Annotated in this window: 23 protein-coding genes; 6 read left to right on the forward strand and 17 right to left on the reverse strand. The window is 68.8% G+C overall.

Translation table 11 applies throughout. The annotated features are described in order from the left end of the window. The first annotated feature begins 1 nt into the window (after position 1). Positions 2 to 589 (forward strand): hypothetical protein, encoded by a 588-nt coding sequence (locus OG876_RS03900; RefSeq protein WP_328523355.1) that lies wholly within the window; start codon positions 2 to 4, stop codon positions 587 to 589. A 10-nt stretch (positions 590 to 599) separates the two neighbouring features. Here the strand turns inward: OG876_RS03900 and OG876_RS03905 are convergent, their stop codons facing one another. The 5 genes from OG876_RS03905 to murI form a co-directional block, all read right to left on the reverse strand. Beyond that, a complete protein-coding gene (locus OG876_RS03905) occupies positions 600 to 1,199 on the reverse strand; it encodes an acyl-CoA-like ligand-binding transcription factor (protein WP_328523356.1) in 600 nt (199 codons plus the stop codon). Beyond that, positions 1,196 to 2,725, reverse strand: a complete 1,530-nt coding sequence (locus OG876_RS03910; RefSeq protein WP_328523357.1) for a DHA2 family efflux MFS transporter permease subunit — start codon at positions 2,723 to 2,725, stop codon at positions 1,196 to 1,198. The genes OG876_RS03905 and OG876_RS03910 overlap by 4 nt, the downstream gene beginning before the upstream one ends. A 60-nt stretch (positions 2,726 to 2,785) precedes the next feature. Further along, the gene (locus OG876_RS03915) at positions 2,786 to 3,616 is read right to left on the reverse strand and encodes an alpha/beta fold hydrolase (RefSeq protein ID WP_328523358.1); all 831 of its coding nucleotides are present in this window, start codon (positions 3,614 to 3,616) and stop codon (positions 2,786 to 2,788) included. Then, the gene (locus tag OG876_RS03920) at positions 3,597 to 4,343 is read right to left on the reverse strand and encodes an MBL fold metallo-hydrolase (RefSeq protein ID WP_328523359.1); all 747 of its coding nucleotides are present in this window, start codon (positions 4,341 to 4,343) and stop codon (positions 3,597 to 3,599) included. Before OG876_RS03920 ends, OG876_RS03915 begins: the two co-directional genes overlap by 20 nt. A 156-nt stretch (positions 4,344 to 4,499) precedes the next feature. Then, entirely contained in the window at positions 4,500 to 5,303 is an 804-nt protein-coding gene (murI, locus tag OG876_RS03925; protein WP_328523360.1) for a glutamate racemase, read from the reverse strand. 167 nt (positions 5,304 to 5,470) lie between these two features. On the opposite strand from murI, the gene OG876_RS03930 reads away from it, so the two are divergent. Then, positions 5,471 to 5,818 (forward strand): hypothetical protein, encoded by a 348-nt coding sequence (locus tag OG876_RS03930; protein WP_328523361.1) that lies wholly within the window; start codon positions 5,471 to 5,473, stop codon positions 5,816 to 5,818. A 16-nt stretch (positions 5,819 to 5,834) separates the two neighbouring features. Here OG876_RS03930 and OG876_RS03935 read toward each other — a convergent pair whose 3' ends face one another. The 6 genes from OG876_RS03935 to OG876_RS03960 all read right to left on the reverse strand — a co-directional run bounded on the left by OG876_RS03935 (position 5,835) and on the right by OG876_RS03960 (position 12,659). Further along, on the reverse strand, positions 5,835 to 6,782 hold the full coding sequence (locus OG876_RS03935; protein WP_442914098.1) for a PLP-dependent cysteine synthase family protein: 948 nt from the start codon (positions 6,780 to 6,782) through the stop codon (positions 5,835 to 5,837). A 2-nt stretch (positions 6,783 to 6,784) separates the two neighbouring features. Further along, positions 6,785 to 7,063: a MoaD/ThiS family protein gene (locus OG876_RS03940; RefSeq protein ID WP_328523362.1), complete on the reverse strand. Its 279-nt coding sequence runs from the start codon at positions 7,061 to 7,063 to the stop codon at positions 6,785 to 6,787. Between the two features lie 3 nt (positions 7,064 to 7,066). Beyond that, positions 7,067 to 7,522, reverse strand: coding sequence for a M67 family metallopeptidase (locus tag OG876_RS03945; RefSeq protein WP_328523363.1), 456 nt, complete (start codon positions 7,520 to 7,522; stop codon positions 7,067 to 7,069). Positions 7,523 to 7,593: 71 nt separating this feature from the next. Continuing rightward, positions 7,594 to 8,571, reverse strand: coding sequence for an aldo/keto reductase (locus tag OG876_RS03950; protein ID WP_328523364.1), 978 nt, complete (start codon positions 8,569 to 8,571; stop codon positions 7,594 to 7,596). Between the two features lie 10 nt (positions 8,572 to 8,581). After that, the gene (ileS, locus tag OG876_RS03955; protein ID WP_328523365.1) at positions 8,582 to 11,662 is read right to left on the reverse strand and encodes an isoleucine--tRNA ligase; all 3,081 of its coding nucleotides are present in this window, start codon (positions 11,660 to 11,662) and stop codon (positions 8,582 to 8,584) included. A 10-nt stretch (positions 11,663 to 11,672) separates the two neighbouring features. Continuing rightward, positions 11,673 to 12,659: a TIGR03619 family F420-dependent LLM class oxidoreductase gene (locus OG876_RS03960; RefSeq protein WP_328526855.1), complete on the reverse strand. Its 987-nt coding sequence runs from the start codon at positions 12,657 to 12,659 to the stop codon at positions 11,673 to 11,675. A 34-nt stretch (positions 12,660 to 12,693) separates the two neighbouring features. Here OG876_RS03960 and OG876_RS03965 point away from each other — a divergent pair, with 34 nt between their 5' ends. Continuing rightward, entirely contained in the window at positions 12,694 to 13,260 is a 567-nt protein-coding gene (locus tag OG876_RS03965) for a helix-turn-helix domain-containing protein (protein WP_328523366.1), read from the forward strand. Between the two features lie 14 nt (positions 13,261 to 13,274). On the opposite strand, the gene OG876_RS03970 is transcribed toward OG876_RS03965, so the two are convergent. Next, positions 13,275 to 13,826, reverse strand: a complete 552-nt coding sequence (locus OG876_RS03970) for a DUF2017 domain-containing protein (RefSeq protein WP_328523367.1) — start codon at positions 13,824 to 13,826, stop codon at positions 13,275 to 13,277. Further along, positions 13,823 to 14,110 (reverse strand): ATP-dependent Clp protease adapter ClpS, encoded by a 288-nt coding sequence (gene clpS / locus OG876_RS03975; protein ID WP_328523368.1) that lies wholly within the window; start codon positions 14,108 to 14,110, stop codon positions 13,823 to 13,825. Before clpS ends, OG876_RS03970 begins: the two co-directional genes overlap by 4 nt. Positions 14,111 to 14,204: 94 nt before the next feature. Here clpS and OG876_RS03980 point away from each other — a divergent pair, with 94 nt between their 5' ends. Both OG876_RS03980 and OG876_RS03985 read left to right on the forward strand, forming a co-directional pair. Continuing rightward, the gene (locus tag OG876_RS03980; RefSeq protein WP_328526856.1) at positions 14,205 to 15,494 is read left to right on the forward strand and encodes a nicotinate phosphoribosyltransferase; all 1,290 of its coding nucleotides are present in this window, start codon (positions 14,205 to 14,207) and stop codon (positions 15,492 to 15,494) included. Then, the gene (locus OG876_RS03985; protein ID WP_328523369.1) at positions 15,491 to 16,174 is read left to right on the forward strand and encodes a MarR family winged helix-turn-helix transcriptional regulator; all 684 of its coding nucleotides are present in this window, start codon (positions 15,491 to 15,493) and stop codon (positions 16,172 to 16,174) included. Before OG876_RS03980 ends, OG876_RS03985 begins: the two co-directional genes overlap by 4 nt. Here the strand turns inward: OG876_RS03985 and gabT are convergent. The 3 genes from gabT to OG876_RS04000 are packed head-to-tail and all read right to left on the reverse strand — an operon-like array spanning position 16,171 to position 19,096. Then, on the reverse strand, positions 16,171 to 17,484 hold the full coding sequence (gene gabT, locus OG876_RS03990) for a 4-aminobutyrate--2-oxoglutarate transaminase (RefSeq protein WP_328523370.1): 1,314 nt from the start codon (positions 17,482 to 17,484) through the stop codon (positions 16,171 to 16,173). The genes OG876_RS03985 and gabT overlap by 4 nt on opposite strands. After that, positions 17,481 to 18,290, reverse strand: coding sequence for an ABC transporter permease (locus tag OG876_RS03995; RefSeq protein ID WP_328523371.1), 810 nt, complete (start codon positions 18,288 to 18,290; stop codon positions 17,481 to 17,483). Before OG876_RS03995 ends, gabT begins: the two co-directional genes overlap by 4 nt. Then, positions 18,290 to 19,096 (reverse strand): ABC transporter permease, encoded by an 807-nt coding sequence (locus OG876_RS04000; RefSeq protein ID WP_328523372.1) that lies wholly within the window; start codon positions 19,094 to 19,096, stop codon positions 18,290 to 18,292. Before OG876_RS04000 ends, OG876_RS03995 begins: the two co-directional genes overlap by 1 nt. A 149-nt stretch (positions 19,097 to 19,245) precedes the next feature. Between OG876_RS04000 and OG876_RS04005 the strand changes: the two genes are divergently transcribed. Then, entirely contained in the window at positions 19,246 to 20,442 is a 1,197-nt protein-coding gene (locus OG876_RS04005) for an RNA-guided endonuclease InsQ/TnpB family protein (RefSeq protein WP_442914099.1), read from the forward strand. 35 nt (positions 20,443 to 20,477) lie between these two features. Here OG876_RS04005 and OG876_RS04010 read toward each other — a convergent pair whose 3' ends face one another. Further along, positions 20,478 to 21,677 carry an ABC transporter substrate-binding protein gene (locus OG876_RS04010; protein WP_328523374.1) on the reverse strand — a complete coding sequence of 400 codons (1,200 nt, stop codon included), beginning with the start codon at positions 21,675 to 21,677 and terminating at the stop codon, positions 20,478 to 20,480. Positions 21,678 to 21,679 lie beyond the last annotated feature (2 nt).

Here is a 21,679-nt window from a genome sequence, read left to right on the forward strand (position 1 = left end):
GATGTTGTTCGCCGGATCGGATCGCGACGGGGTCGCGAACGGGAAGATCACCGTCGCGTACCGGCGGTGGGCCGAGGCTCGGGTGGTCGAGGGGCGGATCTACCGCACCAACGCCGGCCGGATCGAGATCGACAGCGTCCGCACGGTCAACCCGGACCTGATCGCCGACACCGACGCCGAGGTCGAGGCGGCGGACCGACGCAACGCCAAGGACGTCCGGCGCCGCCTCCGCGGCGAGGAGTCGCATCCGACCTTCCTGATCAGGTTCCACCTGGTCGAGGGCCCGGACCCGCGCGAGGAGCTGGCCGCCCAGGCCGACCTCTCCGCCGACGACCTCGCGGAGCTGACCGCCCGCCTGACCCGTTTCGACGAAGGCCACCAGGGCCCGTGGACGACCGAGACCCTCCGCCTGATCCAGTCCAAGCCCGCCACCCGCGCCGCCGACCTGGCCGCGTCCCTCAACCGCGAAACCGCCCCCTTCAAACTAGACGTCCGCAAACTCAAGAACCTAGGCCTCACCTACAGCCTCGAAACCGGCTACGAGCTCAGTCCCCGCGGCACGGCGTACCTCAAGACCCTGACCTCCTGACGACCGCGAGCTAGTCTCCGAACGGGAGGCCGGCGGCGAGGTGGGCGAAGGCTTTGTCGATGGTGGACAGGTAGGCGCGGAGGGGGGATTCGGCGGCTTCCTGGTAGGTGGCCATGACAACGCCGATGACGGCGCCGGCCCAGGCCCGGACGGCGAAGTCGTCGGGGGAACGGCCGGTGCGTTCGGCGGCGAGGGTGGCGAGCAGGTCGATGCCGGCGTAGAGCTGGTCGAGCATGCGGACGCGGAGTTCGGGTGCGTGCATGATCAGGCGCTGGCGTTCGGACTCCAGTTCCCACTCGTTGTCGGTGAGAGTGTCCATGCTCTGCCGGATGGCCGAGCGGAGCGCGTCGGTCGGACCCAGCTCGGCCGGCGCGGACCGGAACAGTTCGATCATCAGCGGATCGAGCCGGTCGAGGACGACGGTGTCCTCCTTGGTCGCGAAGTACCGGAAGAACGTCGCCGGTGACACCTCCGCGGCCGCCGCGATCTCCTGCACGGTCGTCTCGGCGTACCCCTGGTCGCGGAACAGCCGGAGCGCGTGCTCCTGGATAGCCGCCCGGGTCTTCGCCTTCTTGCGCTCGCGCAGCCCGGACGGCTTTCCCATCGTCATACCCCGATTGTGGCAACTTCCTCGGGCTCAAGCTCGGCAACCGCGGTCCGGCGTGGCAGGAAGGCCACGGTGAGGACCAGGCCGAGGGCGGCGACCGCGCAGCACGTCCACAGGGTGGCGTTCATCCCGTGCACGAAGGCCTCGCGGGCCGACGCCGCCAACGTGGGCGAGTTGGTCTGCGCCGCGATCGCCACCGCACCGGAGGCGCTGTCGCGGGCCGCGTCGGCGACCGCGGGCGGCAGGCCGGTGACGTCGAGCCGATCCCGGTACGCCGAGTTGAGGACGGTACCGAGGATCGCGACACCGATCGTGCCGCCGACCTGACGCAGGGCCTGGATCAGTCCCGAACCGGATCCACTCCGCTCCACGGTCAGGGCGCCGAGCGCCAGGTCCATCACTGGCGGCAAGGTGAACCCGATACTCAACCCGACCAGGCTCACCCAGATCGCCGTGTACCCGTACCCGGTGCCGACGCCGGTGAACGTGCCCAGCGCCAGACCGGCCAGCATCAGCACGAATCCGGCCGCAACGGTCACCCGCGGCCCGGCCTTCACGTTGAGCCGCTCGGCCACCTTGGCTCCCACCAGCAGCCCACCGATGATCGGCAGCAGCCGCAATCCGGTGTGCAGCGCATCAGCAGCCTGCACGGCCTGGAAGAGCTGCGGCAGCACGAACAGCAGCCCCATCAACGCGAACGACGCGAGGGTCGCCAGCACTGTGCCCCACAGGAACGGGCGCGACGCGAACAACCCGAGATCCACCAACGGGTCCCGCGTCCGCCTCTGCCAGGCCACGAACACCGCCAGCAGGACCGCACCACCCGCGATGCACCCGAGCGTCACCGCATCACCCCAGCCACGCTCGCCGGCCGCGACGAATCCGTAGGTCACCGACACCAGCCCCGCCGCGGACAGCAGAATCCCGGGTACGTCGATCCGCCCAGTCCGGTGACCGCGCGTCGCCGGGATGAGCAGAGCGACCGCCACCAGGCCGACGGCGACGAGCGGCACGTTGATCAGGAACACCGATCCCCACCGGTAGTTGTCCAGCAACCAGCCGCCGAGCACCGGTCCGAGCGGAATGCCGAGCGAGTTCGCCATCACCCAGATCGTCATCGCGCGGGCCCGCTCCCCCGGCGCGAACAGCACGTTGAGCAGCGACATCGAGAGCGGGATCAGGAACGCCGCCCCGACACCGAGCAGCGCGCGGAACGCGATCAGCTGTCCCGGCGACGACGCGAACGCACACGCCGCCGACGCGCCTCCGAACACCACCAGCGCCCCGAGCAGCAACCACTTCTGCCCGAACCGGTCGCCGAGCAGCCCGGCCGGCAGCAGGAGCGCCGCGAGCACGAGGGTGTAGGCGTTCGCGAACCACTGCAACTGGCTGGTCGACGCATGGAGCTCGGTCGCCAGCGTCGGCAGCGCAACGTTCAGCACGGTCAGATCCAGCCCGACGACGAGCAGGCTGACCGACATCGCACCCAGCGCCCACCAACGGCGCGGGTCGAGGGTGACTTCGGTCATGACAAACACCTTTCTGAGATCAGCTCTAAATTGAGAGTAGATCTCAGAATCGAGGTTTGTCTACCGCACCGTCGCCCGCAACACCTCCCGGACCAGGTCGGGCTGCTCTCGCCATGGGGAGTGGCCGGCGGACGGGAGCAGACGGAAGGTGTGGTGGGGAATGTGCGCGGCCAGGGCTCGTACGGCGGAGACCGGGCGCGGATCCCCGTCACCGTGGATGAAGGTCACGGGAGCGCTGATGGTCGCGGCGAACCCCGCGACGTATTCGTCCGGCCAGGCGTTCATCTCTCCCGCCAGCGCCCGGTTGGCGTGGAAGTTGATCGGCAGGTCGACCGCCGCCTCCTCGCCCGCCCACTCCAGCGCCCGCGACTGGTCCGCATGACTGGTGAACCACGACAGCACCCGGAACTCCGTCTCCTCGTCCGCCGAACGCTTCCGGCTGGACAGGTCCTTCAGCCGCTCCCGTTGCTCCGGCGTCATCCGCCGGTCGAGCTCTTCGTAGTACGGCGTGTGCCAGTCACCGATCCCGACTCCGCCGAGATAGACGACTCCGGCGGCGTGATCGGGGTACGACGCCGCATACGCCAACGCCAGCGTGGCGCCGAAGGAGTGGCCGATCACCAGGATCCGGTCGTGGCCCCAGTACTCGCGGAGTTCGTCGATGTCCTGGGCGAGTCGTGCCATCGTCTGCTCGTCCGACGGTCCAGAGCGGCCGCACCCGCGCTGGTCGAAACGGTGAACCACAGTCAGGTCGTCGAGCATGTCCGCGAGGACGGCGTAGTCGTCCCAGAGGCCAGGACCGCCGTGCAGGATGACGACCGGTGGCGCGGAGGTCTTCGTACCAGTGGTTGCGGTCCACAACCGGACGCCGTCAGATGTCGAAAACGGCATGCGGGGTGGCGATCTCGACGGGACCCGGGTAGGTGCGGCGGGCGTGCTCTGCTTGGGTGGCGCGGTCGTACCACGGTGGGACGTGGGTGATGACGAGTCGGCTGACGCCGGCCTTCTTGGCCTGCTCGCCGGCGTCCGCGGGGGTCAGGTGCAGGTTGGTCGGGTTGCGCGGATCGTTGTCCGGCAACGCGGCCTCGGACAGCAGCAGGTCGGCGCCGCGAGCGAGCTCGACCAGCGTGTCGTTCGGGCCGGTGTCGCCCGTGTAGACGAGCGATTTGTTGCCATGCTCAACCCGGATCGCGTACGCCGGGACCGGGTGCACCATCCGCGCCGTCCGGACGGTGAAGGGGCCGATGGTCTGAACATCCTGCCAGGCATGGAATTCCAGCTCCTGCTCCATCCCCGGATCGGTCGGCAGGTCGTAGGCCAGCGCCATCCGGCCCGCCGTACCGGGTGGGCCGAAGACCGGAATCCGCGGGATCGGCGCGCCCGGCGCGTACTTGGCCGCGACGTACAGACCGCACAGGTCCATGCAGTGGTCAGGATGCAAATGGGACAGGCCGACCGCGCCGATCTCCGGAACGGCGAGATGCCGCTGGAGCGAGCCGAGCGAGCCACTGCCGAGGTCGAGGATGAGGTGGAAACCCTCGGCGGTGACCAGATAGCTCGAGGCAGCCGAGTCAGGCCCGGGGACGGACCCGGAGCAACCGATCACGGTGAGCTTCATACCTGGAACATTACCGGCGGGTTGCCGCCTTCGCAGACAAGCCGGTGGCGTCGATCCGACGGCCAGGCAGCGATTCCGCCGGATCCGGTGCCGTGGACAACATCCGGTGCGACCCCCGTCACATCCGCGACGGCGGGTCGTCCGGCCGCGCGGCGCCTACCGGACCCAGGCGAACTGGTCGACATCGGCGAGGACCGGGCCGAGGAAGCGGGAGCCGATCGCGGCGAACTCGTCCGGACTGCCGGTGGTGACGAAGCGGTGCCGCGGCTCGGGCAGGTGGTCCGGGCGGAGCAGCCCGGTCTTGGTCAGGACGCCGTACACGTCCTTGGCGCACTCCTCGGCGCTGCTGACCAGGGTGACGTTGTCGCCCATCACGTACGAGATCACGCCGGTCAGGAGCGGGTAGTGCGTGCACCCGAGGATGAGCGTGTCCACGCCGGCCTCGACCAACGGGTCGAGGTACTCGTGTGCTGCCTCGAGCAGCTCCGGTCCGGACGTCACGCCCGACTCGACGAAGTCGACGAACTTCGGGCAGGCCCGGGTGAACAGCTCGACCTGCGGCGCGGCGGCGAACCCGTCCTCGTAGGCGAGCGACTGCGCAGTCGCCCGGGTGCAGATCACGCCGACGCGCTGGTTGCGGGTCGCGGCGACGGCGCGGCGGGCGGCCGGGAGGATCACTTCCACCACGGGTACGTCGTACCGCTCGCGGGCGTCGCGGAGCATCGCGGCGCTGGCCGAGTTGCAGGCGATGACGAGCATCTTCACGCCGGCGTCGACCAGGTGGTCGAGGCACTCGAGCGCGTACTCGCGGACCTCGGCGATGGGCTTGGGTCCGTACGGCTGGCGGGCGGTGTCGCCGAGGTAGAGGATCGGTTCGTGCGGCAACTGGTCGAGCACCGCGCGGGCGACGGTAAGTCCGCCGAAGCCTGAGTCGAAGATCCCCACCGGTGCGTCTGCCACAGGGGAAGCTTATACAGGTCCGCTCGCGGGCAGTTCTCAAGTCAGCCTTACCTAACAAGGCGATCCGACACGCCGGACTTATCCACATCTTTACTCCGCGGAATTGCCTTTTCCCGTGATGCGCGCCACTCTGGAGCGATGTTTGCTCGACCGCCCCTCGTGATGCCATGAGTCTGGCGCACCACATCGCGGTGGTGCTGAGCACCGCCGCCGCACCGAATCCGCAACCCGATCACGGCACGGCCGCGCACCAGGCTGCGGACGGCAACAGCACCTTCGCGGATATCGCCGCAGCCCTCGGGCCGACGGGGATGCTGGTGGTGCTCGCCATGGCGGCGTTCGCCCTGTACGTCGTCTCGCTGTCCCTGCACCCGAACGCCAAGTGCAATCGGTGCAAGGGCGCCGGCCGCCACCGCGGCGCGTTCTTCAGCTACGCCCAACGCCCGTGCAGCAGTTGCAAGGGCCGCGGCGTGCACCCCCGGCTGGGACGCCGGGTCCTCTTCAAGGAACCTTAGGAGCCATAAGCAACTATCAGGCCCAGAGCTGGCCTTCGAGGCGGTCCTCGGCCTCGTCGATGGTGCCTTCGTACGCACCGGTGGACAGGTACTTCCAGCCGCCGTCGGCGACCACGAACGCGATGTCCGCGGTCTGACCTTCGCGGACGCACTTGGCCGCCTGGCCGAGCGCGGCGTGCAGGATCGCGCCGCTCGAGATGCCGGCGAAGATGCCCTCGTTGTCGAGGAGTTCACGGACCCGGCGGACGGCGTCGCGGGGGCCGACCGAGAACCGCGCGTCGATGAGTGTTTCGTCGTACAACTCCGGGACGAAGCCCTCGTCGAGGTTGCGCAGTCCGTAGACGAGTTCGCCGTACCGGGGCTCGGCGGCGACGATGCGCACGTCGGGCTTGTGCTCGCGGAAGAACCGGCCGGCGCCCATCAGGGTGCCGGTCGTGCCGAGGCCGGCGACGAAGTGGGTGACGGACGGCAGGTCGGCGAGGATCTCGCGGGCGGTGCCGTCGTAGTGCGCGGCCGCGTTCGACGGGTTGCCGTACTGGTAGAGCATCACCCAGTCGGGGTGCTCCTCCGCGACCTGCTTGGCCACCCGGACCGCCTCGTTCGAGCCGCCGGCGGCCGGGGAGGAGATGATCTCGACACCCCACATCCGCAGGATCTGCCGGCGCTCCTCGGAGGTGTTCTCCGGCATCACGCAGACCATCCGGTACCCGCGCAGCTTGGCCGCCATCGCCAGCGAGATGCCGGTGTTGCCCGACGTCGGCTCGAGGATCGTGTTCCCGGGCCGCAGCCGGCCGTCCTTCTCCGCGTCGAGCAGCATCCGCAGGGCGGCCCGGTCCTTGATCGAGCCGGTCGGGTTGTGGTCCTCGAGCTTGGCCCAGAGCCGGACGTCGGCCGAAGGCGACAGCTTGGGCAGCCCGACCAGCGGCGTACCTCCGACCGAATCCAGCAGGCTGTCGAAGCGCATGATCAGCCGCCGGCCACCGCGGGCAGCACGACGACGACGTCGCCGTCCTTGACGCCGGTCTTCAGGCCGCCGGTGAACCGGACGTCCTCGTCGTTCACGTACACGTTCACGAACCGGCGCAGTTCCTCCGGCTCGCCCTCGACAATGCGCTCCTTCAGGCCCGGGTGGGCGCCGTTCACGTCGTCGATGAACTCGGCCAGGGTCGCGCCGTCGCCGTTCACCTTCTTCTCACCACCGGTGTAGGTGCGCAGAATCGTCGGCACGCGCAGTTCGATCGCCATATCTCAGTTGTCTCCTTCGGTTTCTTTATAAGAACCCACCACGCGCACTTCTTCTTCCACGACCTCGCCGTCGATGATCCGGTACGAGCGGAACTCGACCGGTCCGTCGTACGCCGGGGAGTCCGCGCCGTCCCGGGTCGACACCAGCACGTAGTGCGCACCGGGCTCCTGGGCGAGGTTGATGTCGGTGCGCGACGGGTACGCCTCGGTGGCGGTGTGCGAGTGGTAGATCACCACCGGCTCCTCGTCGCGCTCGTCCATCTCCTTGTAGAGCCGGAGCAGATCACCGGAGTCGAACTCGTAGAACGTGGGCGACATCGCCGCGTTGAGCATCGGCACGAACCGCACCGCCCGGTCGGAACCGGCCGGTCCCGCGACCACTCCGCACGCCTCGTCCGGGTGGTCTTTACGGGCGTGCTCGACGATCGCGTCGTACGTCGCCCTCTCGATGATCAGCACGAGACCACGGTACGGCGGCCATCGGAGCGGTCCCGCCAACCCGGGAGTCGGTCCAGTATGCGGACAGCGAGCTACCAGCGGTCGTGGATCTGCGGCCGGATCAGGTCGTCGTACGTCTGCTGGACGGCGGCCAACTGGTCTGGAGTGAGCGGGGGCAGGAACGCGGCGGCGACGTTGCCGGTCACCTGGGAGGGGTTGCGGGCGCCGGGGATGACGACGGTGACGCCAGGCTGGTCGAGGATCCAGCGGAGGGCGAACTGGGGCATCGTCGCGTCGGTGGGGACCGCGGGGAGCAGGCGGCGGACGGCCTCCAAGCCGGTGGTGAAGTCGACGCCGGAGAAGGTCTCGCCGACGTCGAAGGCCTCGCCGTGGCGGTTGTAGGTGCGGTGGTCGTCGGCTCCGAAGACGGTGCTCTCGTCGTACTTGCCGGAGAGCAGACCGCTGGCGAGCGGGACGCGGGCGATGATGCCGACGCCGGCCGCCTGCGCGGCGGGGAGCACCTCGTCGAGGGGCTTGAGGCGGAAGGCGTTCAGGATGATCTGGACGGACGCGACGTTCGGCCGGGCGATCACGGTGAGCGCCTCGGCGCAGGTCTCGACGCTCACGCCGTACGACGCGATCCGGCCCTCGTCGACCAGCGTGTCGAGCGCGTCGAAGACCGCGTCGGTCGAGTAGACCGGGGTCGGCGGACAGTGCAGTTGGACGAGGTCGATCGTGTCCACGCCGAGGTTGGCGCGGGAGCGGTCGTTCCACGCCCGGAAGTTGTCCAGGGTGTAGTTGGACGGCACCTGCTCGACCCGGCGGCCCATCTTGGTGGCCACGGTGAGGCCGTCGTACTCCTTCAGCATCTGACCGACCAGGCGCTCGCTGCGCCCGTCGCCGTACACGTCCGCGGTGTCGATGAACGTGACCCCGCCCTCGACCGCGGACCGCAGTACGGCCAGCGCGTCGCTCACGTCGATGTCGCCCCAGTCGGCGCCGAGCTGCCACGCGCCGAGCCCGACGACGCCCACATCCCGACCGGTCCTGCCCAACGTCCGCGTCTCCATGAGCCCCACCCTAGGCAGTGATGTCGATCCGCAGTTCGGGACCCTCCACAACCTCCAGCTCGACTGCCAGCGTCTCCGCCATGATCAACTCGCGATGCGCCTCGACAGCGGCGACCACCGCGGACGGTGCGGCGAGCGACAGCCTCACCCGGTCGGTGACCTCCAGCCCAGCGTCCCGACGGGCCTGCTGGACCGACCGGATCACGTCGCGCGCGGTCCCCTCCGCCTCCAGCTCCGGCGTGACGGTGGTGTCCAGTACGACGAACCCGCCGTCAGCCAGCAGCCCACTCGCGGAGCCGCCCTCGGCCAGCGTGGTCTCCAGGGTGTACTCCCCCTCCAGCAACTCGATGCCCCCAGCAACAACCGCGCCGGCGGCCGACACCGACCAGTCACCACTCTTCGACGCCTTGATCACGAGTTGCACATCGCGCCCGAGCCGCGGACCCGCCGCCCGCGCGTTGACGGTCAGCCGCTGCGATACGGGCGCATCCACCGCGTCCGCCGAGGTCAGCACGACCTCGCGGACGTTGACCTCCGCGGCGATGACAGGCGCCAGCGGCTGCAGGGCGTCCGGATCCGCAACCGCGACCGTGAGGCGGTGCAGCGGCTGGCGGGCCCGGATCCCCTCGGCCTTGCGGATCGCCGACGCGACCGAGCACACCTCCCGGGCGCGTTCCATCCGCTCGACCAACTCGGGGTCGTCCGGCAGATTGTCGACAACAGGCCAATCGGACAAGTGGACGGACCGCTCACCGGTCAACCCGCGCCACACTTCCTCGCTGACGAGCGGGAGCAGCGGCGCCACGGTCCGGCAGAGGATCTCCAGGGTCGTGTACAGCGTGTCGATCGCCTCGGCCGAGCCTGCCCAGAAGCGGTCCCGCGAGCGCCGGATGTACCAGTTCGTCAGGATCTCGACGTACGCCGCGACCGCGTCACAGGCCGACGCGATGTCGTACCGATCGAGGTCTTCCTGGACCTCGGTCACGAAGATCCGCAACCGCGCGAGCAGATAGCGGTCCAGCTCGTCCGGGGATTCCGTGGACCGGCGAGCCTCGCGGCCGGCCGCGTTCGTGTACAGCGCGAAGAAGTACCACGCGTTCCAGAGCGGGATCATCACCTGGCGGACGCCCTCGCGGATCGCCTGCTCGGTGACGACCAGGTTGCCGCCGCGCAGGATCGGGCTCGACATCAGGAACCAGCGCATCGCGTCCGCGCCGTCGCGGTCGAACACCTCGGACACGTCCGGGTAGTTCCGCAGCGACTTGCTCATCTTCTGCCCGTCGCTGCCGAGCACGATCCCGTGACTCAGGCAGGACGAGAACGCCGGCCGGTCGAACAACGCCGTCGACAGCACATGCAGGGTGTAGAACCACCCTCGCGTCTGCCCGATGTACTCGACGATGAAGTCGCCCGGGAAGTGGTGCTCGAACCAGTCCGTGTTCTCGAAGGGGTAGTGCACCTGCGCGAAACTCATCGACCCCGAGTCGAACCACACGTCCAGTACGTCGGGCACCCGGCGCATCGTTGACCGGCCGGTCGGGTCGTCGGGATTCGGTCGCGTGAGTTGGTCGACGTACGGGCGATGCAGATCCGGCACGGCGACGCCGAAGTCGCGCTCGAGCTCCTCGACCGAGCCGTAGACGTCGATGCGGGGATACGCCGGGTCGTCCGACCGCCAGACCGGGATCGGGCTGCCCCAGAAGCGGTTCCGGCTGATCGACCAGTCCCGCGCGTTCGACAGCCACTTGCCGAACTGCCCGTGCTTGACGTGCTCGGGGACCCAGGTGATCTGCTCGTTCAGCTCGACCATCCGGTCCCGGATCCGGGTCACCTCGACGAACCAGCTCGACACCGCCTTGTAGATCAGCGGATTCCGGCACCGCCAGCAGTGCGGATAGCTGTGCACGTAGCTGTCCTCGCGCACCAATGACCCGGCCGCGCGCAGGTCCCGGATGATCGGGCGGTTGGCCTCGAACACATGCAGACCTTGGTACGGCAGAACCACGGAGGTGAACCGGGCTCCGTCGTCCACGGTCAGTAGGGTGGGGATCCCGACGGCGTCACAGGCGATCTGGTCCTCCTCGCCGTACGCCGGGGCCATGTGGACGACGCCCGTACCCTCGTCGGTCGTGACGTGTTCGGCCGCGATCACCTGGAACGCCTCGCCCGTCCCCCACACCTCGGTGTCCGCGAAGAACGGGAACAACGGGGTGTAGCGGCGGCCGATGAGTTCCGAACCTTTCAATCGCCGCAGCACCTCGGTGTAGCCGTAAGCCTCGAGCCGCGCCTCGGCGAGGATGGTCGGCCCCGCAGGGTCGTCGACAATCGCATAGTCGACATCCGGACCGACGGCCATCGCCAGGTTGCTCGGCAGGGTCCACGGTGTCGTCGTCCAGGCCAGCAGCCGCTCGCCCGTCTCCAGCTGGACCGCGACCGTCACCGACGGGTCCTGGCGGGGCTGGTAGACGTCGTCGTCCATCCGCAGTTCGTGGTTGGACAGCGGGGTCTCGTCGTTCCAGCAGTACGGCAGGACTCGCAGTCCTTCGTACACCAGGCCCTTGTCGTAGAGCGTCTTGAACGCCCAGATCACCGACTCCATGTAGCCGGGATCAAGTGTCTTGTAGTCGTGGTCGAAGTCGACCCAGCGCGCCTGCCGGGTGACGTAGCTGCGCCACTCGTCGGTGTACTTCAGCACGGACGCCCGGCAGGCCTCGTTGAACTTCTCGATCCCCAGCGCCAGGATCTCGGCCTTCGTCTTCAGCCCGAGCACCCGCTGGGCCTCCAGCTCGGCCGGCAGCCCGTGCGTGTCCCACCCGAACCGCCGCTCCACCCGGCGCCCGCGCATGGTCTGGTACCGCGGTACGACGTCCTTCACATAGCCGGTGAGCAGATGCCCGTAATGCGGCAAGCCGTTCGCGAACGGCGGGCCGTCATAGAAGACGAACTCGTTCGCCCCGTCCTCCCCCGCCGCCCGCTGCTCCACTGAAGCCCGGAACGTCCCATCCACGCCCCAGTACCCCAGGACGCCACGCTCAACCGCCGGGAAGTCCGGACTCGACGTCAGCTCACTGCCAACCTTCGGATAGCTCACCTAGCGCATGTTATGCAGCAGAGACGCCGAGGCGGCAGGCCGCCTCGATCACCTCACCGAGCAACTCGAGCCATTGGTCCACGTCGGCGGCCTGCAGGCCCACGTCGAGCCCGAGGCCCTGGCCGCCGGCGAGGTACACCTGGGTCGCGCCGGCCTCGCGGGCGGCCATGAGGTCCTCGGCGATCTGCCGGGGCGATCCGCCGAGGAAGGGCCGGCCGTCCCCGAGCGGCCCACGGGTGACCGGGGTCGGCCAGGGCGCCTGGTTGACCACCATGAGGTCCCCGGGGTCGCAGCCCGCCTCCCGGGCGGCGTCATGGAACGCGGACACGATCCCGCGCAGTTCCTGCGCCGAGGAGGTGATCGGGATCAGGCCGTCGGCGATCCGGCCGGCGCGTTTGATGGCGGCCGGCGTATTCGTGGCCAGCAGCACCGGAATGCGGGCCTGGACCGGCTTGGGGTTCACCTGTGACGGTGCGATCCGGTAGAACTCGCCGTCGTGCCGGACCGTGTCCGGTGCCCATGCGGCCCGCATCGCGGTGATGAATTCCTCCGTGCGGGCGCCCTTGCGGCTGCTCGGCACGTTCGCCGTCTCGAACTCGTTGTGCTGCCAGCCCTGTCCCAGACCGGCGATGACCCGGCCGCCGCTCAACCGGTCCAGGGTGGCCAGCCGGCGGGCGAGCATCACGGGCACGTGCAGCGGCGCCACCAGGACGGCGGTGCCGAGCTTGATCCGCTCGGTCGCGGCGGCGACGTAGCTCAGCGTCTCCAGCGGCTCGTACGTCGAGCCGTAGAACTCCGGCAACATCTCGGGTTCGCCGCCCGTCCACAGCCTGACTTTGTCGAGCGGGCGGAGCAGGCGTTCGAACGTCCACAAGGCGGTGTAGCCGAGCCGTTCGGCCTCCTTGGCGACCTTGACGATCGTCTCCGGCGAGGTCTGCGAGCCCGGCGGTGGGGCAGCGCGAGACCGAGTTCCATGGGTCCTCCAAACAGGTGGAATTCATCAATCCCCCCCCGTCTTATATATTAGCCTCGTGTCCAATATAGTAGATCCGCTGGCCGCGCAGATCGCCGCCCGCATCCGCAGCGAACGGGAACAGCGCCGATGGACTCTGGCGCAGGTCGCGGACGCCTCGGGTGTGTCCCGCGCGATGATCAACCGGATCGAGCGCGCCGAGAGCAGCCCCACCGCTGTCGTCCTCGGCAAGCTGGCCGCTGCCTTCCAGGTCTCCGTCTCCGCCCTCCTCACCCCGGCCGAGGCCACTGGGGTGCACCGGATGGCCGACGCCAAGGAATGGCACGATCCCGCCACCGGATATCGCCGGCGCCAGATCACCGGGCCGCAGTTCCCCGCGGACATCGCCGAGGTCCACCTGCCGCCCGGAGCCCGCGTGCCGTATCCGGCAGCTTCCCTGGCCTTCCAACGGGAGGCCGTCTGGGTGCTCGACGGCCGGCTGACCTTCCACGAAGGCGACACGGTGCACGAACTCGACCCGGGCGACTCGATCGAAGTCGAAGGACCCGTCGCGTGCGTCTTCGCCAACACCAGCGATGCCGAGTGCCGCTACGCGATCATCCTCGCGCGCGTCGAAAGGCCGTGACCTGTCGTTTTGCGTCAGCGCATGTTGTGGAGGAGGGCGGACTGGAGGTAGCCGAGCCAGTCGTAGAGGTCGTACGTCAGGCGGCGGGGGTCCTCGTCGGGGAGCTTCTCCCAGGTGGAGTAGTCGTCCTCTTCCTTGATGTCCAGGCGGGTGCCGATGGCCAGGCGGAGGTCGTTCAGGGCGCGCAGCCACGAGAGCTGTTCGTCAGGTTCGAGGGCGATCTCGTCGGCGCCGGACTCCTCGAGGGCGGACAGCACCCGCCGCGCGTCGGTCACCTTGCCTTCGCGCAGGCCACGCTCGGTGAAGCGGCGGAACTCGGCCGACGCCATGTCGTCGGCCTTGTAGGCGTCCGGCAGCAGCCGCTGGAGGACGACGTCCTCGGGCGGCGAGGTGGGTCCGTCGTTGTCGAGCAGGGCGGCCAGCGGGTCCGACGACTCGGTGGCGCGCGGCGGCATCCCGTCGTACAGGAGTTCGACCAGGTTGCGGAGCAGGTTCGCCAGGATGTCCGCCTCGTGCTCGGCGAAGCTGACGACGACGGTCTTGCGGTGCTTGCGGAACCGGGTCACGACTTCTCGCAGGTGGCCCACAGGCCGTAGGTGTGCATCGCCTCGACGTCGCGTTCCATCGCCTCGCGGTTGCCGTTCGAGACCGCCGACTTGCCCTCCTGGTGCACCTGCAGCATGAGCTTCTCCGCCTTCTTCTTGGAGTAGCCGAAGTAGGTCTGGAACACGAACGTCACGTAGTCCATCAGGTTGACCGGGTCGTTCCAGACGATCGTCACCCACGGAGGGCTCAACTCGATCGCCTCGTCGACCTCGGGGCTCTCGAGTTCGCTTGGTGCGGTGCTCACCAGTCCATTCTCTCCATCATCGGTTCGTGGTTCGCAATAGGCTGCCTTTGTGACGCACTCGACCGCGCTCCTGACAGACCACTACGAGCTCACCATGCTGCAGGCCAGTCTGGCCGACGGCACGGCACAGCGCCGCTCGGTCTTCGAGCTGTTCGCCCGCCGGCTGCCCGACGGCCGCCGGTACGGCGTGGTGGCCGGCGTGAACCGGCTGCTCGACGTGCTCGAACAGTTCCGTTTCGACGACCGGGCGATCGCTTTCCTGGCCGATCACGGCGTTGTCGACCAGGCTACCCGCGACTGGCTGGCGGACTACCGGTTCAGCGGCGACATCTCCGGATACGCCGACGGGGAGATCTTCTTCCCCGGCTCCCCGGTGCTGGTGGTCGAGTCGAGTTTCGCCGAGGCCGTGCTGCTGGAAACCGTCTTCCTGTCCATTCTGAACCACGACTCCGCGGTCGCCTCGGCGGCCTCCCGGATGACCTGGTGGGCCGGTGGCCGCCCGTGTATCGAGATGGGCTCGCGCCGGACCCACGAGGAGTCCGCGGTCGCCGCGGCGCTGGCGGCGTACATCGCGGGCTTCGCCACCACCTCCAACCTGGAGGCGGCCCGCCGGTACGGCATTCCGAGCGCGGGTACGGCGGCGCACTCGTTCACGCTGCTGCACGACACCGAGCGGGAGGCGTTCACGTCCCAGGTCGATGCCCTCGGCAAGGGCACCACGCTGCTCGTGGACACGTACGACGTGGCCGAGGCGGTCCGGACCGCGATCGAGATCACCGGTCCCGAGCTCGGCGCGGTCCGGCTCGACTCCGGCGACCTGCCCTCGCTGGCCGGGCAGGTCCGTGAGCAACTGGACGCGCTCGGCGCCACGAAGACCCGGATCATCGTGACCAGCGACCTGGACGAGTTCCAGATCGCCGCGCTCGCCCCCGCGGCGGTGGACGGGTACGGCGTGGGCACGTCACTGGTGACCGGGAGCGGATACCCGACCTGCGGGTTCGTCTACAAGCTGGTGGCCCGCGATGACGCGAGCGGGGCGCTGATCCCGGTGGCGAAGAAGAGCCCGGACAAGATCTCGATCGGCGGCCGCAAGTGGGCGCTCCGGCGCCGCTCGGCCACCGGGGTCGCGGAGGTCGAGCTGATCGGCGTCGGCGAGCCGCCGGTCGACGACGGGGACGACCGCGTCCTGCTCAAGTCGCTGGTCGAGGCCGGCAAGATCGTCGGGCGTACGACGCCGGCCGAGTCGCAGGCGCATCACCTGAAGGTCCGCGACGAGCTCCCCCGCTACGCCAGCCAGCTCAGCCGCGGCGAGCCGGCCATCCCGACCGAGTACACCGGCGACTACGACGCCCGCAACCCGTTCCTCGCCCGGAGCCACACGTGAGCACCGAGCTCGACCCGGCCACCGACCCGGCACCGACCGCCACCGCCCGGCACGCGAAACCCCGGGCGGACGCAGACCCGGGAGCAGACGCCGGCCCCGCAGCAGACGCCAGCCCGGGAGCGGGCGTAGGCCCGGGAGCGGGCGTAGGCCCGGGAGCGGGCGTAGGCCCGGGAGCGGGCGTAGGCCCGGGAGCGGGCGTAGGCCCGGGAGCGGGCGTAGGCCCGGGAGCGGATGAGTGGCCGCCTGAGGCGCCGGCCTCGGTGACGGATGTGCTGATCGCACTGCGGTTCGCCGACCGTGCCGCCCGGAAGGCGGTCGGCGCCGAGCTGGCCGGCACCGGACTGCACACCGGCCAGGAGCTCGTGCTCGCCAAGCTCCTGCACCACGGCTCCCTCCCGGTCGCGAAGCTGGCGAAGGTGCTGGACGTCGAGGTCCCGACCGCGACCAAGACCACCCAGCGGATGGAGGCCGCCGGCCTCGTCCGCCGGGTGAAGAGCAGCACCGACGCGCGGCAGGTCGGCATCGAGCTCACCGACCGGGGCGTCGAGCTCGCCCACACCGTCCAGGAGGTCTACGACCGCGCCGGCCGCCGCGCCCTGGCCGACCTGACCCCCGAGGACCGGCGGCTCCTGCGCAACCTGCTCTGGACCGTCACCACCACGCTCGAAGGCAGCCCCTAGCGCGCGTCGACCACCTTCGCCAGCAGGCTCATCGCCTCCCGCAGCAGATCCGGCGGCATCACGAGCGGCGGCAGGAAGCGCAGGACATTGCCGTCGGTCCCTGCGGTCAGCACGACCATGCCTTCGGCGTGGCAGGCCTTGGCAATCGCGGAGGTCGCGACCGCATCGGGTGCACCCGACCCGTCGACCAGTTCGATCGCGATCATCGCGCCGCGGCCGCGGACGTCCCCGATCACCGGGTGCCGCGCAGCCAGGTCGTGCAGCGCCGGCAGCATGATGTCGCCGATCTCGCGCGCCCGGGCCGGCAGGTCCTCGGTCTCGATGGTCGCGATCGCCCCCAGCGCGGCCGCGCACGCCACCGGATTCCCGCCGTACGTCCCGCCGAGCCCACTCACATGCGGCGCGTCCATGATCTCGGCCCGGCCGGTGACCGCGGCCAGCGGCAGCCCGCCCGCGATCCCCTTCGCCAGCGTGATCAGATCCGGTACGACGCCCTCGTGAGTACACGCGAACAGATCACCCGTCCGCCCGAACCCGGTCTGGATCTCGTCCGCGACGAACACCACCCCGTTGTCCCGGCACCACTCCGCCACCGCGGGCAGGAACCCCTCAGCGGGTACGACGAACCCGCCCTCCCCGTGGATCGGTTCGATCACCACACACGCCACGTTCGACGCCCCGACGTACTTCTCGATCGAGGCCACCGTCCGCGCCGCCGCCTCCGGCCCGCTCAGCCCGTCCCGATAGGGGTACGACGCCGGCACCCGATAGACCTCCGGTGCGAACGGCCCGAACCCGTCCTTGTACGGCATGTTCTTCGCCGTCATCGCCATCGTCAGGTTGGTCCGGCCGTGATACCCGTGGTCGAACACCACCACTGCGTCCCGCTTGGTGTGCGCCCGCGCGATCTTCACCGCGTTCTCGACCGCCTCGGCGCCGGAGTTCAGCAGCACCGACCGCTTCTCGTGGTCGCCGGGCGTGATCCGGTTGAGCGCCTCGCACACCTCGAGATACGCCTGGTACGGCGTGACCATGAAGCAGGTGTGCGTGAACCGGGCCACCTGCTCCTGCACCGCTTCGACCACGGCCGGCGCCGCGTTGCCGACGTTCACCACCGCGATCCCGGACCCGAGGTCGATCAACTGGTTGCCATCGGCATCGACCAGGATGCCGCCGCCGGCCTCGGTGACGAACACCGGCAGCGCGATCCCGATCCCGCGCGCGACCGAGCGCCGTACCCTCCCCAGGAGTTCGAGCGACCGCGGCCCGGGAATCTCCGTGACCAGCTTGCGTTCTTGCGTGACAGTCATCGTCCTGCTCCTAGTGATTCGGCGTCGCCGGACAGTCGTTGGGCCAGCCAGACCGGGATCACCGAGAACACGATCAGCGTCGCCGCGACCACGTTGACGATCGGTGCCTGGTTCGGCCGGAACAGGTTGTTGAAGATCCAGATCGGCAGCGTCTGCTGGTTCGCCCCGGCGGTGAACGTGGTCACGATGATCTCGTCGAACGACAGCGCGAACGCGAGCAGCGCCCCCGCCAGCAACGCCGACCGGATCATCGGGAACGTCACCAGCCGGAACGTGGTGAACCCGGACGCGCCCAGGTCCGCCGACGCCTGCTCCAAGGCGACACCGGTACGGCGCAACCGGGCGATGACGTTGTTGAACACGGTCACGATGCAGAACGTCGCGTGCGCGATCACGATCGTGAAGAACCCGAGTTCCCAGCCGAAGATCGTCCGGAACGCGTTGTTCAGCGCGATCCCGGTGACGATGCCCGGCAGGGCGATCGGCAGGATCACCAGGAGCGACACGGTGTCCCGCCCGTAGAAGGCGAACCGCTGCAGTGCGAACGCGATCATCGTGCCGAGCACCAGCGCGATCACGGTCGCGGCCAGTCCCACCCGCACGCTCACCCAGAGCGCGTCCAGCGCACCCTGACTCTCGGCCGCCCGGCGCCACCACTCCAGCGTGAAGTCCCGCGGCGGCCAGGCGAACGTCTTGTTCACACTGAACGAGTTCACCAGAACCAGCAGCAGCGGTACATAGATGAAGCCGAGAATCAGCACGGTCAGGACCCGCAGCACGATCCGGGCCGATCGGGAGATCGTCATCACAGGCTCTCCATCGCTCCGCTACGCCGTACTGCCGCCAGGTACCCGACCATCACCACGACCGGCACCGTGGCGACCGCGGCAGCGAACGGCAGGTTGTTGGCCGCACCCACGTTGTCGTACACCACGTTGCCGAGCAACTGGTTGGTGCCGCCGACGATCCGGACGGCGATGTAGTCACCGAGCGACAGACTGAAGGTGAAGATCGAGCCGGCCACCACCGCGGGGACGATCATCGGCAGGATCACCCGCCGCAGTGTCTGGGTGGTCCGGCCGCCCAGGTCGGCGGACGCCTCCAGCAGTGAGTCCGGCAGCCGTTCGAGACCGGCGTAGATCGGCAGGACCATGTACGGCAACCACAGATAGGCCAGCGTCACCACGGTCGCCGCGAGACCGTAGCCGGGCGACTTCAGCCCGACCGCCTCGAAGGCCGACGACACCAGCCCGCCCTCGGAGAACATCCCGCGCCACGCATACGCCTTGACCAGATAGCTGGCCCACAACGGCATCAGCACCGCCACCAGCAGGAACCGGCGCAACCCCGGCCCCGCCACCTTCGACATGTAGAGCGCAATCGGGAACGCGACCAGCGCGTCGATCACGGTCACCAGCAGCGCGACCCCGATCGTCCGCAGAGCGATCGTCCGATACACGTCGACGGTGAACAGCGTCCGGAAGTTGTCCAGCGTCCAGTTCCGCTCGATCAGCCCGGTGAACCCGTTCTGCGTCCACAGCGCAGTGATGAACAACGCCGCCAGCGCCCCCAGATACGCCACCCCGAGCCACAACATAGGCGGACTGAGCAACAACGCCAGCCTGGCCCGGGGTCGACGGTGGAGTGTGCTCATCGGAGTAGCCCCGGGGATGCCTCGCGGTTCAGCGTGTGGATGAGCCGCGACTGCCGGCCGTCGGACATGATCACGAACTGTCGGTTCCGGCTGCTTGAGTAGGCGGTATGTCCCGGTTCCGGATATATCCGACTCCGATGCAGCAGGCTGCGTTGCTGGAACAGTGCGGGCATGCGAGGTACGTGTGGAACCTGGCGCTCGAGCAGTGGTCGATGTGGACCCGCGACAGAGGTCCGACGCCTGGGTACGTCGAGCAGGCACGCCAACTGACCCGAGCCCGAGCCGCGTTCGAGTGGCTCCGGACCGGGTCGCTGACCGTCCAGCAGCAGGCGCTGCGAGACTTCGACGAAGCCGTCAAGAACTTCTACGCAGGCACCCACCGACGCCCGACCTGGCGCAAGGCCGGGCGGCACGAGGGATTCCGCATCGTCGGCGGTCAGGCGTCCCGGATCGTGGAGCTGAACCGCAAGTGGGCCGCTGTACTCGTGCCGAAGGTCGGCTGGGTGCGGTTGCGGCTTTCCCGTTCCACGCCTGATGCGAAGTCCTACCGCATCACCCGCGACCGGGTGGGTCGCTGGCACCTCGCCTTCGCCAAGATCCCGGAGCCGATCCCAGGCCCTGGTACGGGTGACGTTGTGGGTGTGGACCGCGGGGTGAGGGTGTCGGCGGCACTGAGTACCGGAGATCTTCTGTCCTGCCCTGGCCTGTCGGAGACCGAACAGATACGACTCAAGCATCTGCACCGTCGTCTGGCCCGATGCCGTCGCGGCTCCAACCGGCGCCTGCGGGTCAAGGCCGCGATCGCCACGCTGCACGCCCGCGCCGGTGACCGCCGAAAAGACTGGGTGGAGAAGACCAGCACCGACCTCGCCCGAAGATTCGATGTCATTCGTGTGGAAGACCTGTGCATCGCGAGGATGACCCACCGTCCCAGGCCGAAACCCGATCCCAGCCGGCCAGGGAGGTACCTGCCGAACCGGCGCCGCGCCAAAGCGGGCCTGAACCGCGGGATCCTGGCCAGCGGCTGGGGCGCCCTGGTGCGCCGTCTCGGCGACAAAGCGCCGGGGCGGGTCGAGAAGATCAACCCTGCTTACACGTCGCAGACCTGCAGCGTCTGCGGGCACTGCGCACCGGAGAATCGCGAGAGTCAAGCGGTCTTTCGTTGCGTCGCCTGCGGACACCAGGCCAACGCGGACGTGAACGCGGCAACCAACATCGCGGCCGGACGGGCCGTCAGCGCACGCCGAGAGATGCCCGTACCGGTCTCGCCGAAGCGTGAACCTCAACTCACTACCTCCGCGTAGTAGTTGGAATCTCCGCCCTCAAGGCAGGGAGGACGTCAACCTTTGATCTGGGTCCAGGCCTGGGTCCAGCGGGTGTAGTCGGTGCATTTGACGTCGGTGCGGCCGTCTAGGCATTGCTCGATGGGTGTGGTCCAGTACCAGATCTTCTCGGAGTAGGCCTGGTCGCCGGCGTGGAACGTCGTGCAGTGGTTCTTGTCGGTCGTCTTGGTGCAGGCCTTCGCGTTGGCCGGCGACTCACCGAAGTACTCGGCCACTGCCGCGTTCGCCTCGGGGCTGATGATGTGGTTCATCCACAGGTAGGCGCAGTTCTTGTTCTTCGAGGTCGCGCTGACCATCCAGGTGTCCGACCATCCGGTGACACCCTCGGTCGGCACGGTCACCTGCACCGGCACCTTCTCGCCGGTCGCGACGTTGGCGATCACCTGCCAGGTGGTGCCGACCACCGAGTTCCCGCTGGTGAACGCCTGCACCTCCTTCAGGTAGTCCGACCAGTACTCCGACACCAGCGTCTTCTGCTGCTTGAGCAGATCCACCACCGCGGTGAACTGCTTGTCGTCCAGCGCGTACGGGTTATTGATGCCCAGGTCCGGCTTGGTCGCCATCAGGTACATGGCCGCGTCGGCGATGTAGATCGGCGAGTCGTACGCCGTCACCGTGCCCTTGTACGGCGAGTTGGCGTCGAACACCACGCTCCACGACGTCGGGGCCGGCTTCACCTTGTCGGTCCGCCACATCAGCAGGTTCGCGCCGTAGCCGTGCGGTACGCCGTACATCTGGCCCTTCACCGAGTTCCACGGACGGTTCTTCAGGAACGGGTAGATGTCGGCGTAGTTCGGGATCAGGTCGGTGTTCACGGGCTCCACCTGTCCGCCCGCGATCAGCCGCAGTGACGCGTCGCCGGAGGCCGACACCACGTCGTACTGCCCGGTCTTCATCAGGCTGACGGCCTCGTCCGACGTACCGAACGTCTTCACCGTCACCTGGCAGCCGGTCTGCTTCTCGAACGGCGTCACCCAGTCGACCTTCGGGTCGTTCGAACCGTCCTCGGCGTACCCAGGCCAGGCCAGCACGCTGAGCTTTCCCTCCCCGGTCCCGAGCTTGTCCAGCTTCGGCAGGTCCGGCGGCGTGAAGCCGGTCGTCCCCGCCGCCTCGTCACTTGAACTCCCGCCGGATGTTCCACAGGCCGCGAGCAGCGCGAGCACGGCCACGCTCGCCGCCACACTGAGTCTCTTCATCC

Origin of the sequence: Kribbella sp. NBC_00359 (genome assembly GCF_036097425.1) — a bacterium.
In the GTDB taxonomy this organism is placed as follows: Bacteria; Actinomycetota; Actinomycetes; order Propionibacteriales; family Kribbellaceae; genus Kribbella.